This window comes from Serratia sp. X3 (genome assembly GCF_014982455.1).
Taxonomy (GTDB): Bacteria; Pseudomonadota; Gammaproteobacteria; order Enterobacterales; family Enterobacteriaceae; genus Serratia; species Serratia ureilytica.
In genome coordinates this window covers 17,961-33,034 of sequence record NZ_JADCNB010000008.1, presented here as the reverse complement: position 1 = coordinate 33,034, position 15,074 = coordinate 17,961, and the positions used below count along the sequence as shown (strand labels likewise).

At 63.1% G+C, this 15,074-nt stretch carries 11 protein-coding genes; 9 read left to right on the top strand and 2 right to left on the bottom strand.

Features of this window, described 5'->3' with window-relative positions:
* Positions 1-9: 9 nt before the first annotated feature.
* The 4 genes from IMX17_RS21895 to IMX17_RS21880 all read left to right on the top strand — a co-directional run bounded on the left by IMX17_RS21895 (position 10) and on the right by IMX17_RS21880 (position 6,875).
* Positions 10-1,248 carry an SrfA family protein gene (locus tag IMX17_RS21895; protein WP_182265690.1) on the top strand — a complete coding sequence of 413 codons (1,239 nt, stop codon included), beginning with the start codon at positions 10-12 and terminating at the stop codon, positions 1,246-1,248.
* Entirely contained in the window at positions 1,248-4,193 is a 2,946-nt protein-coding gene (locus IMX17_RS21890) for a virulence factor SrfB (RefSeq protein ID WP_182265734.1), read from the top strand. Before IMX17_RS21895 ends, IMX17_RS21890 begins: the two co-directional genes overlap by 1 nt.
* Positions 4,190-6,370, top strand: coding sequence for a virulence factor SrfC family protein (locus tag IMX17_RS21885; protein ID WP_182265689.1), 2,181 nt, complete (start codon positions 4,190-4,192; stop codon positions 6,368-6,370). Before IMX17_RS21890 ends, IMX17_RS21885 begins: the two co-directional genes overlap by 4 nt.
* Positions 6,371-6,464: 94 nt before the next feature.
* A complete protein-coding gene (locus IMX17_RS21880) occupies positions 6,465-6,875 on the top strand; it encodes a VOC family protein (RefSeq protein WP_046898660.1) in 411 nt (136 codons plus the stop codon).
* Positions 6,876-7,141: 266 nt separating this feature from the next.
* On the opposite strand, the gene IMX17_RS21875 is transcribed toward IMX17_RS21880, so the two are convergent.
* Positions 7,142-8,341, bottom strand: coding sequence for an NAD(P)/FAD-dependent oxidoreductase (locus IMX17_RS21875; protein ID WP_033645347.1), 1,200 nt, complete (start codon positions 8,339-8,341; stop codon positions 7,142-7,144).
* 300 nt (positions 8,342-8,641) lie between these two features.
* On the opposite strand from IMX17_RS21875, the gene pitA reads away from it, so the two are divergent.
* Complete coding sequence (gene pitA / locus IMX17_RS21870; protein WP_046898659.1) at positions 8,642-10,144, top strand: inorganic phosphate transporter PitA; 1,503 nt, start codon at positions 8,642-8,644, stop codon at positions 10,142-10,144.
* Between the two features lie 73 nt (positions 10,145-10,217).
* Here pitA and uspB read toward each other — a convergent pair whose 3' ends face one another.
* Positions 10,218-10,553, bottom strand: a complete 336-nt coding sequence (gene uspB, locus IMX17_RS21865; RefSeq protein ID WP_004930978.1) for a universal stress protein UspB — start codon at positions 10,551-10,553, stop codon at positions 10,218-10,220.
* A 434-nt stretch (positions 10,554-10,987) separates the two neighbouring features.
* On the opposite strand from uspB, the gene IMX17_RS21860 reads away from it, so the two are divergent.
* The 4 genes from IMX17_RS21860 to gdhA all read left to right on the top strand — a co-directional run bounded on the left by IMX17_RS21860 (position 10,988) and on the right by gdhA (position 15,023).
* A complete protein-coding gene (locus IMX17_RS21860) occupies positions 10,988-11,761 on the top strand; it encodes an SDR family oxidoreductase (protein ID WP_046898658.1) in 774 nt (257 codons plus the stop codon).
* 104 nt (positions 11,762-11,865) lie between these two features.
* On the top strand, positions 11,866-12,774 hold the full coding sequence (locus IMX17_RS21855; RefSeq protein ID WP_182265688.1) for a LysR family transcriptional regulator: 909 nt from the start codon (positions 11,866-11,868) through the stop codon (positions 12,772-12,774).
* 267 nt (positions 12,775-13,041) lie between these two features.
* On the top strand, positions 13,042-13,479 hold the full coding sequence (uspA, locus tag IMX17_RS21850; protein WP_004930988.1) for a universal stress protein UspA: 438 nt from the start codon (positions 13,042-13,044) through the stop codon (positions 13,477-13,479).
* Positions 13,480-13,679: 200 nt separating this feature from the next.
* Positions 13,680-15,023 carry an NADP-specific glutamate dehydrogenase gene (gene gdhA / locus IMX17_RS21845; protein ID WP_021505207.1) on the top strand — a complete coding sequence of 448 codons (1,344 nt, stop codon included), beginning with the start codon at positions 13,680-13,682 and terminating at the stop codon, positions 15,021-15,023.
* Positions 15,024-15,074 lie beyond the last annotated feature (51 nt).

Here is a 15,074-nt window from a genome sequence, read left to right as displayed (position 1 = left end):
TGCGGCGCCGTGGTGAAACCCTTCTTACGCAGTGGCAGTTTGGATGATGTGCTGGCTTTAGGCGAAAACGGGCAACCGATCTACGCCTGCGCGCAGCAGCTGCGGGAAACCCTGCGTCTTCGCCGACAGCAGCAGGCCGCCGACTGTCTGGCGATCCCCCAGCCGAACGAAAGCGGCACGCGCATCGACTGGTATGCGCCCTTTCCGGGCAAGGTGACCTCCTGGCTGGCGGCAAGCGATGCCCAGCGCGCGCAGGCGGTGCGCCACCTGGAACACTGTCTGGCGACCTTCCGCAGCCTGACCGAACAGACCCAGGCGACCGATCACCCCAGCCACCGCCTGTTCGGCGCGCTGCTGGCCAAAGCGATGCACATTCCCGATCCCAACCACGTCTACCTGGTGGACGATCGGCCGGTGCTGACCTTTTGGGGCTTTATCAAACCGCAGGCGCAGAGCCCGGACGATCCGTTAGCCTGCCTGCGCCCGCTCGAATCGGAAGTGGAAAAACCGGCGCCGATCGCCGCCGCTCCGCGCAAACCGGCCGTTGTCGAACCGGTAAAACCAGCCCCGGCCGCCGAGCCTGAACCGGTGCCCGCCCCGACGGCGCCCGCCGAATCCCCCGCCGTTGTTCGCCCGCGTCGACGCCACGCGCTGTGGCTGTTGCCGGTACTGCTGCTAGGCAGCGCGGCGCTGGCCGCCTGGCTGCACCGCTCACCGCCGCCGCAACCGGCGATGCCGGCTGAGGTGCGCCATCCGGCACCGCCGGAAAAAACCGCCGCGCCGTTGCCTGAGCTGCGCTTGCCGCTGGCGCACGCCACGCTGATGCCGCCGCCCCCGGCGCCGGTCATCCCGCAGCCGGCGGACAAAAATGCGCTGGTGCTGCCGCCCGAGGCGGTGAAGGCCGGCTCCACCCGTTTCCTTAACGGCAAATGGCGCGCCACGGTGGCGCTGAAAGATCCGATCACCGGCAAGCGCCCCAGCCTGCAATACCGCCTGAACGCAGGCAAAGGCAGCGCCGTCATCGCCTACGGCGATGGCGTCAGCTGCCGGGTGGCGGTCGAGGCCGGGCTGATGCAGTCCGGCAATCTGGTGATCAACAGCCGCACCAAGGCGCGCTGCAGCGACGGCAGCCGCTACCAGATCCCGGAAATCGTCTGCCGCCAGGGCGAGACCGGGGCCGCGGAATGCACCGGCCGCTACGATGCGGACACCACCTATCCCATGACGTTCAAGCGCGAGAGTAAATGATGCTGGCACCCCTTACGGACTACAAACACGGCATTACGCTGATTCAGGACAGCGGCATTCAGTTTATGGACTTTGCCCTGACGCCGCGGCTGGACGCCGAGTTTCCCGGCAAATTCGTGCGCAAGACCGCCAGCGGCCCGCTGCTGCGCCTGCAATGGGAGGCCGAGAGCGGCAAATATCAGCTGCCGGCCGAGGGTGGGCAAGCCGCCGAAGTGGTGCGGCCGGAGTTCAGCTACCCGCTGCAGCAGTCGCTGCGCCTGCTGGATAAGCTCTGGCTGCCGTTGCCGTTCTTGCGCTATACCGCCTCGGGGACATTTTTGTCGGGCCCGGATAACTGGGCTCGCCTGCAGGTGGTGCAGCTGGATGAACCGGATCAGGACGGCAACCTGCTGCGGGTGGTGCTGGCCTTCGATACCCGCGCCGCCGCGCCCGGCCAGGAAGCGCTGGCGCCGGGCGAGAGCGATCTCGGCGCCGATCTGAGCTTCGCGCTGGCGCACCGCAACCACGAGCTGGGCGAGTTCCTCGATCTGACCTGGGTGGACGGCTGGCTGCGCGAGGCGTTCAGCCAGCGCGCCGCCGAGCGGGAACAGCGCACCGAGGCGGAGATCAACGCCGGGCTGAAAACCTTCGAGTATCAGGCGCACTACCTCAACCTGTTGCACATGCTCGGCCATCAGCTGACGGTGCCGCAGATAAAAATGGCGGCGGCGACGCTGCAACAGCCGGCGATCGACGTCGATCTGGTGCTGGACGTCGGCAATTCTCACACCTGCGGCGTGCTGGTCGAAGACCATCCGGAAGAGAGCAACGGCCTGAAGCAAACCTATGAGCTGCAGCTGCGCTCGCTGTCCGAACCGCATCACGTCTACAACGAACTGTTCGAGAGCCGGGTGGAGTTTTCTCGGGCCGCGTTCGGCAAGCCGCATCTGTCCTTCCAGAGCGGACGCGACGATGCCTTCCAGTGGCCGTCCATCACCCGCGTCGGCCGTGAAGCCGCGCAATTGGCGCAGCGACGCGAAGGGCATGAAGGCACCACCGGCATCTCCAGCCCGCGCCGCTATCTGTGGGACGAAGAGCGCTATGCGCCCGGCTGGCGCTTCAACGAGCGGCACGAGCCGATGGCCGCCGCCGCGCCGTTGACCACCTTGATCAACGACGAGGGCGTGCCGCTGTCCACCCTGCCGACGGCCGAACGGCTACCGGTGTTCGCCGCCCATTACAGCCGCAGCGCGGTGATGAGCCTGATGCTGAGCGAGCTGTTGGCGCAGGCGCTGATGCAGATCAACAGCATCACCCAGCGCAGCCGCATGCCGAACGCCGCCGCCCCGCGCCGTTTACGCGCCATCATCCTGACGCTGCCGTCGGCCATGCCGAAGCCGGAGCGGGAGATCTTCCGCCGCCGCATGCGGGAAGCGATCGGGCTGGTGTGGAAAGCCCTCGGCTGGCACCCGCAGGATGCGCCGTTCGACGGCGCGCACACTCGCTTCCCGGCGCCGCAGGTGCAGATCGAGTGGGACGAAGCCACCTGCGGCCAGATGGTCTATCTGTACAACGAAACCCAGGTGAACTTCGCCGGCCGCACCGACGCCTTCTTCGCCGCCATGGCTCGGCCCGATCGGCCGCTGGCGCCGGGTGAACAGCCCGGCAAGACGCTGCGCATCGCCTCCATCGACATCGGCGGCGGCACCACGGATCTGGCGATCACGCACTACTCGCTCGATGACGGCGTAGGCAACAACATCAAAATCAACCCGCGCCTGCTGTTCCGCGAGGGCTTTAAAGTCGCCGGCGACGACATCCTGCTGGACATCATCCAGCAGTTTGTCCTGCCCGCCGTGCAACAGGCGTTCGAGGCCGCCGGCGTGAGCGCCGCCGCGGCGCTGATGGACAAACTGTTCGGCAACGAAGGGCGCATGGACGGGCTTTCCACCCTGCGTCAGCAGGCCGCGCTGCAGATCTTCATGCCCGCCGGACGCGCGCTGCTCGCCGCCTATGAGCAGTACGATCCGCTGGACAGCCGCGCGGAAATCGCCGCCGGCCTCGGCGATCTGCTGCCGCAGCGGCCGACGCCGCAGGTGCTGGCGTTTATCAACGGCGAAGTACAGCGCGAAGCCGACAGCGACACCTTCGATATCCTGCACACCCCGCTGGTGATCCGTCTGGCCGACCTGCACGCCGCCTTCTTGTCCGATCGCATCGGCATCGGCCGCTGCCTGCGCCTGCTGGCCGAGGTGGTGGCGCTGTATACCTGCGACGTGTTGCTGCTGACCGGCCGCCCGGCGCGCTTCCCCGGCGTGCAGGCGCTGCTGCGCCACCTGCAGCCGCTGCCCGCCAGCCGCATTCTGCCGCTCGAGGGGTATCACACCCGCAGCTGGTACCCGTTCAACAAACGCGGCCGCATCGACAACCCGAAATCCACCGCCGCCGTGGGCGCCATGCTGTGCCTGTTGGCGATCGATCTGCGGCTGGAGAGCTTTTACTTCAACGTCGGGGATTTCCAGCCCTACTCCACCATTCGCTATCTGGGCATGCTGGACGGCAACAACATGCTGGCGGACGATAACGTCTATTACCGCGACATCGATCTGGATCGCGCCGATTTCGCGCTCGATCCCGCCGGCAGCTTCCAGCTGCGCGGCCCGCTGCGTCTGGGCTTCCGCCAGCTGGACAACGAACGCTGGCCGGCCTCGCCGCTCTATACGCTCACCATCAATGACGCCCAGCTGGCGCGCAAGCTGGCCGGCGACGCGGTGATCAGCCTGCGTCTGGCCATCACCGCCAGCGCCGAGCAGGGCGCCGAGAGCGTCAAGATCGCCCAGGCGCTGCTGGCCGACGGCAGCCCCGTCCCGGCGCACCACCTGCAACTGAAACTCAATACCCTGGCTGCCAGCGCCTCCGGTGCGACCCACTACTGGATAGACAGCGGGAGCATTTACCCACGATGAACACGCAAACCCTCGCCCCAGCGGCTCCGAATAACGCGCTTAGCGCCGGCATTTTGCAGGCGATCGACTGGGTGGACGCCGCACGCCGTCACTCCGCCCGCCTGGAACGGGAAGCCGATCGGCTGATACAGCGTTTACGGCGTTGCCATAACCGCGCCGCCCTGTTGGAAAACACACGGCCTGCGCAGGTCGCCATCGGTTTATATGGCCACAACGCCGCCGCCAAAGCCTATCTGTTGGCGGCGCTGGCGCCCGGCGCTAAACGCTTCGACGCGGACCTTTCGCTCGCGGTGCGCTACTGCACGGCGGCCGAGACGGGGCCCGCCGATTATCCGATCGCCCTCGCCTTACTCGATGAAGCGCAGTTGTTGGCCATGACGATTGACGCCGCCGCGATGAGCGGCTTCCGCCCGGACTGGGACGCCCGCGCCATCGCCGACCACCTGCAAGCGCTGACGCGCCACCGGCAGGCGGTCGCCATCGATGGCCTCGACGGCAATGCCGTACTGGCGCTGTGGGACAGCCTGCGCCGCCACGGCGACAAGGAGCAATCCACGCTCGACAGGCACTTCTGGCCGCAGGCGGTGACGCTGGCGCCGCAGTTGAGCATTGATGACCGCGCGCGCCTGTTTGCGCCGCTGTGGGGAGAGGAAGCGACGCTGACGGCGCGTTACCGCCAGTTGGCGCACGCGTTGCAGGCGCTCGACGGCAGCAGACGGGTTCATGCCCCGCACCGCGCGTTGGCGCTGCTAACCGCAAGCGCCGCACCGGAAAACGCCACGATCGCCGTCATGACCGAAAACGGCGATGAACGGGATATCGCACTGAGCGATCTGGCCTGGCTGACCGCAGAAGTGACCACCCTGCTGCCGCAGACGGCGCAGGCAGGCTTGCCCGCCGACGTGGCGCTGATCGACCTGCCCGGCAGCCGCATCTGTCCGCAGGCGGAGCCGGCGCAGCGTCTGCAGCAGGCGAAGCGCGCCCATTTACTGGCCCGTTGCGCCGACGGCCTGCACGCCAGCCTGCTGCTGGTGACCGATGCCGCCGCCACGCCGCAGGACGCCGCGCGCGTCGGCCAGGCGCTCGCCGATTGGGTCAACCACACCCAGGGGGAAACCCCGACGCTGCGCCAGCGCCGCAAGCCCGGTTTAATCTGGGCGATCACACCGTTCGACCTGCGTCAGGAAGGCAAAGCGCGGCCCGACGACGCCGTCCAGCGTCAGGTCGGCGAGCCCGGCGACAGCTGGGCCACGCTGCTGGCGCTGGATGAACAGGACTGCCGCCGGATGGTGAACTACCTGGCTGCACAGGCGCGCCCGGCCCACAAACAAGCGCGCTTGATCGAACAGCGTGAAGAGTTGCAGCGCGAACTGACGGAAAGCCTGCTCGGCAACTGGCTCTCCGCCGCCGATCCGCACGCGGCGCAGCAACACGCCCAGCAACTGTTGCGCGCACTGCAGGCGCAGGCCGGCCGCCACGGCGAACTGCTGGAACGGTTGCTGCCCCAGCGCGATACGCTGCGCCAGCTTTATCAGCAACAGCAGCATACGACGCCGTCCCAGACGACGCCGCCTTCGCCGTTTGGGCTGGATATCGATCTGTTCGGTGCGCAAGACCCTGCGGCGCCCGGCGAGCAGCCCGCATCGCCTTTCGCCGCGCGGATCTTCGCCGACTGGGTCAACCATCTGCGCGCGCTGCCTGACAGCCGCCGATTGCTGGATCTGCTCGGCGTCGACAGGCCGCACCTCGAACTGCTGGTCGATGCCCTGATCGGCGCCGCCTGCCGCCTGCGGCTCGACGACGAACTGGAGCGCGCGCTGTGCGCCGGGGGCTTGCCGGAACAGGGTGAAGATCGGCAGATCAGCCAGGCGCTGGCGCTACTGGGCGACTTCGTCGCCTGGCTCGGCTTCCAGCGGCGCGACGCGGCCACGCGCCCCGAGAGCCGCGTCAATCCCGGCCAGCCGATCTTTACCCCGCCGCCGCAGCCGGCGGTGGACTGGAGCGGCCAGCAGCGGCTAACCCGGCTGGCGCCGACGCCGACCAAAAATACCGCGTTTTATATCTATGACTGGCTGATCGGCCTGCAAACCCTGCTGGCGGAGAATGCCGCGATGGACAGCGCACTTGGTGAGGTGCAGCGTGCTGAGCTGGAGGGGATCGTGGCCGCGTTGCGATAAGCGGCGGCGCTGACGGCAATAGGGGGTGAAAACAGGATAAATCGGGCGCGACCGCTTATGCTAAAGAGTCACGTACCGCTCTTGGGAGAGAACCATGCCCCCTTTCAGCCTGAAGAATATCGATCATGTGGTGCTGCGCGTGCGCGATATGCAGAACAGCCTGCGTTTTTATACCCAGGTTATCGGTTGTGATATCGCCAAACAGCGGCCGGATTTGGGGCTGGTGCACCTGCGCGCCGGCGCCTCCATGATCGATCTGGTGGACGTCAACGGCATGCTCGGAAGAAAAGGCGGCATGCCGCCCGATGCCAGACAGCAGAACGTCGATCACTTTTGCCTGCGCATCGATCCGTTCAACGAAGACGCGTTGTTGACCTACCTGCGATCGCAGGGGATCGACGCTGATCCCGCCGAATCGCGCTACGGCGCGGAAGGCGACGGGCCGTCCATCTATTTCAGCGATCCGGACGGCAATCGCGTGGAATTGAAAGGGCCGGCAGGTTGAGAGAGAAAATGGAGCCTAATCACGATCGCCTCGGTGATTTTTGTCCTGCTATGCGCTGTCTTGCCGAACATCATTCTCTCTCGGCTGCTGCTGACACCGGACATGGCGTTGGAAATGGTTCACAAGTCTAATGAATGGGGTCTCGGCGATCCGCCAGCGCTTTCGACCGTCTACCTGCTAATGCTTTATGCAGCAGCAGCGGCGGTCGCTGGGTTGTGTCTGCGTTGTGTTCCAAAAAAATCGGCCTAACCCGTCACTGCTGAACGTTACCGCCCCTGCGCCGCCAGCGCCTGGGCGCAGGCCCAGGCCGAGCTCCAGGCCCACTGGAAGTTGTAACCGCCCAGCCACCCGGTCACGTCCACCACTTCACCGATAAAATAGAGCCCCGGCGCCTTGTGGGCCTCCATCGTCTTGGAGGAAAGTTCGTTGGTGTCGACGCCGCCGAGCGTCACCTCCGCCGTGCGATAACCTTCGGTGCCATTCGGCTGCACGCGCCAGTTCTGCAACAGATCCACCAGCGCCGCCTGCTGCGGCGCATTCAGCTGCTTCAGCGTCGCCTCCGGCAGTTGTCCCAGGGTCTGCAAGCATTCTACCAGCCGCTTCGGCAAGTGCAGCGCCAGGGTGTTTTTCAGGCTTTGGTTCGGGTGCTGCAGGCGCTGTTCATCAAGGAAGCCCGCCAGATCCAGCTCAGGAAGTAAGTTAATACTCACATACTCACCCGGTTGCCAGTAGCTGGACAGCTGCAATACCGCCGGGCCGGACAGGCCGCGATGGGTGAACAGGATGCTTTCACGGAAGCTGACGCCGTTCTCGGCGGTGATCACCGCCGGCACCGACACGCCGGACAGCGTTTGCACATGCTCCAGCAGCGGCTTATGCAGGGTAAACGGCACCAGCCCGGCGCGCGTCGGCAGCACCCTGAGGCCGAACTGCTCCGCCAGCTTGTAACCGAACGGCGAGGCGCCCAGCCCCGGCATGGATAATCCGCCGCTGGCCACCACAAGTGAGCGAGCACTTACTTTTTCGCCATTGAGCGCCAGCGCGTAGCCGTTCTCGGTTTTCTCCACGCCCAGCACTTCGCTGCGCAGGCGCATCGTCACCTGGCCCAGCTCGCACTCTTTGACCAGCAGATCCACCACCTGCTGCGCCGAATCGTCGCAGAACAGCTGCCCCAGCGTTTTTTCATGGTAGGCGATGCCGTAACGGTTGATCAGATCGATAAAGTCCCACTGGGTATAGCGCGCCAGCGCCGACTTGCAAAAATGCGGGTTGTTCGACAGATAGGCCGCCGGTTCGGCGTACATGTTGGTGAAGTTGCAGCGCCCGCCGCCGGACATCAGGATCTTGCGGCCCGGTTTTTTGCCGTTGTCGAGCAGCAACACGCGGCAACCGAGTTGCCCCGCCTGCGCGGCGCAAAACATGCCGGCGGCGCCCGCCCCAATCACTACGACATCAAACTGTTCCACCTGAGCCTCACTTATCAAAACCACAATCGCGACAAAAGAGCGCCATATTACGCCGTTTCGCCGCCGGTCACCGCCAAATTCACGGCGGCAGATTGTAAAGCCCCCGCGCCGCCAACGCCATAGTAAGAAAATATTACAGAGGTCAGAGCAGATTAACGCGTTGATATTCCATATTTTTGTTATAGACACGCCACCATTTCGTCATGTCCAAATCAAAAAAACGTCATATTTTCCTTTTCCCCGGCACCGGTTGTCACTGATAATGCGCGGCGTTCATGTCCACAAACTGGCGTAACGCTTATGCTGCATTTGTTCGCTGGCCTGGATTTCCATACCGGCCTGATGTTAATTCTCGCATTGTTGTTCGTGTTGTTTTATGAAGCCATCAACGGTTTTCATGATACGGCCAATGCGGTCGCTACAGTTATTTATACCCGCGCCATGCGCTCGCAACTTGCGGTCGTGATGGCAGGTTTGTTCAACTTTCTTGGCGTAATGCTCGGCGGTTTGAGTGTTGCTTACGCCATCGTCCACTTGTTGCCTACCGATCTGTTGTTGAACGTCAGTTCAGCACACGGATTAGCCATGGTCTTCTCCATGCTGTTGGCGGCAATCATCTGGAACCTCGGCACCTGGTATTTCGGTCTGCCGGCGTCCAGTTCCCATACGCTGATAGGCGCAATCATCGGTGTCGGTTTAACCAACGCCCTGATGACCCACACTTCGGTCGTGGATGCGCTTAACGTCCCGAAAATGATTGGCATTTTCCTTTCTCTGCTGTTCTCGCCGCTGGTCGGCATGATGGTGGCGGGAGTGATGGTGTTCGCCTTGCGCCGCTATTGGAGTGGCACCAAGAAACGCCAGCGTATCCACATGACCCCAGCGGAACGTGAAAAGGTCGACGGCAAACGCAAGCCGCCGTTCTGGACCCGTATCGCGCTGATCCTGTCGGCGATTGGCGTCAGCTTCTCGCACGGCGCCAACGACGGTCAGAAAGGCATCGGCCTTATCATGCTGGTGCTGATCGGCGTTGCCCCGGCCGGCTTCGTGGTCAATATGAATGCAACCGGTTATGACATCACCCGTACGCGTGACGCCGTGACCCACCTGCAGCAATATTACCAGCAGCACGGCGACGCGCTGTCGCATGCGGTGTCGTTGACGCCGCTGGTGCCAAGCCCGGATGACGACGCCGCGCCTGGCAAACCGGCCGAGTTCCACTGCGACAGTTCGCGCGCCATGCCGGCGATCGAGCTGGCTCAGGGCATGCTGACCGACCTGCAAAGCTACGATCAGTTGACGGTTGAGCAGCGCAGCCATTTGCGCCGCCTGCTGATGTGCGTGACCGACACGGCGGATAAAGTCGCCAAGCTGCCGGAAACCTCATCCGCCGATCAGCGCTTCCTGAAGAACCTGCGTCAGGATCTGCTGCAGACCGTCGAGTACGCGCCGATGTGGATCATCGTCGCCGTCGCGCTGGCGCTGTCGCTCGGCACCATGGTGGGCTGGAAACGCGTAGCCACCACCATCGGCGAGAAGATCGGCAAGAAAGGCATGACCTACGCCCAGGGCGTATCGGCCCAGATGACCGCGGCGCTGTCGATCGGCGTGGCGAGTTATACCGGCATGCCGGTCTCCACCACCCACGTTCTCTCTTCGGCGGTTGCCGGGACGATGATCGTGGACGGCGGCGGCGTGCAGAGCAAAACCGTGAAGAACATCCTGTTGGCCTGGGTGCTCACCCTGCCAATCTCGATTCTGCTTTCCGGTGCGCTGTATTGGGTCGCGTTGAAGCTGATCTAAGCGATAAGCATCATGAGGAAGGCGGCCGCATGGCCGCCTTTTTTTTGCCTGCATCAAGGGAAACAGAAAGGCATTAATACCAAATCATCATCGCTATCAGGCAGATGACCACCAGGCCGCACAGGGCCGAAGTCAGCATAAACTGCCCGCGCACCCGCTCGCAGCGGCGAATAAACTCCGGATCGTGGTGCTCGACATAGCGCTGCGCGAAAATATAACGCACCAGCCTCAGCTGCTTGCTGGGTTGGCCGTGGGCGGTAAAGAAGCCGCCGCCGTCGACATATTGGTACAGCAGCGGGTCACAGCCGCGCAATACCACCAGCAGCGCGCGCAGAGAAGAGTAATACCGCACCATGTTAACCACACACACCACACACAAGGCCCAAAACAGCGCGACGGTACTGATCATGATTGCCCCCTCAAGGCGTTGTTATCCGCGGCCATCCGCCGGGTCCAACCGCCCTACCTCATTACCCGATACTCTGCTGGAGCTTACCGCTCTCATCCCCTTTTTTTGCCTGCACGGGCCACGCCCATAACCCACCGCCTCCGAAGACGTTGCCGCACCGCACGATGAGATTTGCACGGCATGGTTCTACTCAGAGGAGAAATGATGAGGCCCATATCCATCATTGTAGGTTAATGAAACGCAAACTGGCCTGAGCAGTGGATAAAATTTACCGTCCTGTGCCGAAAAGTCACCTGCCGGGGCGTTATAAGCGATAACCGCCCGTTTTCGATTAGGCTGTTTTTATGGATAGTCTATCCCGCGCCACGCCGCTGATCTTTCCCCCCACGCTGGCTAGACTCAGGTTTCCGTTACGCTTTTCCAAGGAAACTGTTATGGCAAACCATTCAATCAAGGGAAAAACCGTCCTGATCGCCGGCGGTGCCAAGAACCTCGGCGGACTGATCGCGCGCGATTTGGCTGAGCAAGGCGCCAAAGCGGTGGTGATCCACTACAACAGCGCCGCCTCCAAAACCGAGGCGGAGAAAACCGTCGCCGCCATTCAGGCCGCCGGGGCGCAAGGCGTCGCGCTGCAGGCCGATCTGACCACCGCAGGCGCGGTCGAGAAGCTGTTCGCCGATGCTGTCGCCGCCGTCGGCAAGCCGGATATCGCCATCAATACCGTCGGCAAGGTGCTGAAAAAACCGATGATCGACATCAGCGAAGCCGAGTACGACGAGATGACCGCAGTCAACGCCAAAACCGCGTTCTTCTTCCTGAAAGAAGCGGGTAAGCACCTTAACGACAACGGCAAAATCTGCACGCTGGTCACCTCGCTGCTCGGCGCCTTCACGCCGTTCTACGCCGCTTACGCCGGCACCAAAGCGCCGGTGGAGCACTTCACCCGCGCCGCCGCCAAGGAGTTCGGCGAGCGCGGCATCTCCGTGACGGCGGTCGGCCCCGGCCCGATGGATACCCCGTTCTTCTACCCGGCGGAAGGCGCGGACGCCGTGGCCTACCACAAGACGGCGGCGGCGCTGTCGCCATTCAGCCAAACCGGCCTGACCGATATCGAAGACGTGGTGCCGTTTATCCGTCATCTGGTCAGCGATGGCTGGTGGGTCACCGGCCAAACCATCCTGATCAACGGCGGCTACACCACCAAATAAACCCGGCGGGGGCACCTATCGCCCCCGCACCTGCTCGCGCGCAACCGCGCCATGCGGCTACACTCTCTGTCAGAAACGGCGCCAAGGAACAGCAGGTCAACGAGATGGACAGATTCAATCAATATCGCGTATTCGTGCAGGTGGCGGAGATGGGCAGCTTTATCCGGGCGGCCCATGCGCTGGAGGTGCCGCGCGCCTCGGTGTCCGCCGCCGTTCAGCAACTGGAAACGCAGCTGGGCGTGCGCCTGCTGCACCGCACCACACGGCAAGTGCGGCTGACCGCCGACGGCGAACAGCTGCTCGAACGGCTGCGCCCGCTGCTGGCCGAGGTGGAGGATATCGATCAGTCGTTTCAGGCCAGCCAACGGCAGGCCTCCGGGCGGCTCAGCGTCGACGTGCCGAGCCGCATCGCCCGTCGGCTGATCGCGCCGGCGCTGCCCAGCCTGCTGCGGCGCCACCCTCATCTGCAGCTGGTGCTCGGCTCCGCCGATCGCGCCATCGATCTGGTGCAGGAAGGGGTCGACTGCGCGGTGCGCGTCGGCGATCTGCACGACAGCAGCCTGGTGATGCGCCCACTCGGCCATATCGCGCTGATCAACTGCGCCAGCCCCGCCTACCTGAGCGAATTCGGCCATCCTCTCCATCCCGCCGACCTCGCCAAGGGGCACTGGAGCATCGGCTACGCCTCGCCCAAAACCGGCCGCGAATCCCCCTGGGAATACCTGACCGGCGACGGCCACACCCAGCGGCTCGACTTGCCCAGCCGGGTGGTGGTCAACAACGCCGAAAGCTATATCGCCTGCTGCCGCGCCGGGCTGGGATTGATGCAAATCCCGCGCTACGACGTGCAACACCTGCTCGACGCCGGTGAACTGGTGGAAGTCCTGCCCGGTTACCGCGCCGCCTCCATGCCGATCGCCCTGATCTACCCCCATCGCCGCCAGCGTTCCCGCCGTTTGGCGGTGTTTCATGAGTGGTTTGAAAGCCTGCTGCAACCGCATCTGGAGCGCTGATTGCACATTTAGCGCTATACTTTGTTTAATAACGCTTATAATTCAAGCGGTCAGACCGTTAAAACCCGCATAACCCTTAGGCTTTTTCGCCGCGCGGGTGTACAACGAAAGGTATCGTGCGCAGAGATTTTCGATGCGGCGCAGTGTGATCGCCCCAACATATCATTGCGTTATCCGAATGATACTATGGAACCAAAAGCGCCAGGCGGGTACACGGAACGCCTGCTAACCCTTTTTAATCGGCATGTTTATGGAAGGAGTATTCTTATGGCTTACAAACACATATTGATCGCGGTAGACCTATCCCCGGAAAGCAAGATCCTGGTAGAAAAAGCCGTCTCTATGGCGCGGCCGTATAACGCCAAAGTTTCTCTGATCCACGTCGATGTCAACTATTCCGATCTCTATACCGGCCTTATCGACGTCAATCTCGGCGACATGCAAAAGCGCATCTCTGAAGAAACCCACCAGGCGCTGACCGAGCTGTCGCAAAACGCCGGCTACCCGATCACCGAGACCCTGAGCGGCAGCGGCGATCTGGCGCAGGTGCTGGTGGACGCCATCAAGAAATACGACATGGATCTGGTGCTGTGCGGCCACCACCAGGACTTCTGGAGCAAACTGATGTCTTCCGCTCGCCAGCTGATCAATACCGTGCACATCGATATGCTGATCGTGCCGCTGCGCGACGAAGAAGACGAATAAAGTAAGCGCTTGCTAACTTAACTGCCCAACGCCCGCGCCCTGCGGGCGTTTTTCATGCCGCCACGCCGATTAATCGCTTGATAATCAACCGCCCTCCGATGATATAGTCGCTAAAGACACAACATCCTCCCCCGAGCATCACCTATACCCAAATCTATAAGAAATAGCGGGGGAAAATTTAATGCTAAAAGGAGTTATCCATGGAATATGCCGTATCGGTAGAGTCTTTCCTGTCCTCGTTACAACGCCATAACCCCCACCAGCCGGAATATCTGCAGGCCGTGCGCGAAGTGTTCACCTCGCTGTGGCCATTTATCGAGCGCAACCCGCGCTATCGCGAACAGGCGCTGCTGGAGCGCCTGGTGGAGCCCGAGCGCATCATTCAGTTCCGCGTCAGCTGGGTGGACGATCGCGGCCAAGTGCAGGTCAATCGCGCCTTTCGCGTCCAGTTCAACTCGGCCATCGGCCCCTACAAGGGCGGCATGCGCTTCCACCCGTCGGTAAACCTGTCGATCCTGAAGTTCCTCGGCTTTGAGCAGACCTTCAAGAATGCGCTGACCACCCTGCCGATGGGCGGCGGCAAAGGCGGCTCCGATTTCGATCCGAAGGGCAAAAGCCAGGGCGAGATCATGCGTTTCTGCCAAGCGCTGATGACCGAGCTGTATCGCCACTTGGGCCCGGACACCGACGTGCCGGCCGGCGACATCGGCGTCGGCGGCCGTGAAGTCGGCTTTATGGCCGGCATGATGAAGAAACTGTCCAACAACACCGCCTGCGTGTTTACCGGCAAAGGGCTCTCCTTCGGCGGCAGCCTGATCCGCCCCGAGGCGACCGGCTACGGCCTGGTGTACTTTACCGACGCCATGCTTCAGCGCCACGGCCTGGGCTTTGAGGGGATGCGGGTGGCAGTGTCCGGCTCCGGCAACGTGGCGCAGTACACCATCGAGAAAGCGTTGGAGCTGGACGCGCGCGTGATCACCGTGTCGGATTCCGGCGGCACTCTGGTGGACGAAGACGGCTTCACCACCGAGAAGCTGGCGCACCTGGCGGAGATCAAAAACCAGCGCTACGGCCGGGTGGCGGACTACGCCCGCGAACGCGGCCTGACCTACCTGGCGGGCCAGCAGCCGTGGAACGTGCCGGTGGATATCGCCCTGCCGTGCGCCACGCAGAACGAACTGGATCTCGAGGCGGCGCAGACGCTGATCCGCAACGGGGTGAAAGCGGTGGCGGAAGGCGCCAACATGCCGACCACCATCCAGGCCACCGACGCCTTCCTCGACGCCGGCGTGCTGTTCGCGCCCGGCAAGGCGGCCAACGCCGGCGGCGTGGCCACCTCGGGGCTGGAGATGGCGCAAAACGCCGCGCGCATCGGCTGGCGGGCGGAAAAAGTGGATGTACGTTTACAACATATCATGGCGGATATTCACCATGCCTGCGTGGAATACGGCGGCGAGGGCAAGCAAACCCACTATGTACACGGCGCGAATATCGCCGGTTTCGTCAAGGTCGCGGAGGCGATGTTGGCCCAGGGCGTGCTGTAATCGGGCGCAAAGGTGATCTTGTTCACACATCGATTAAATGCTTCAATGCCG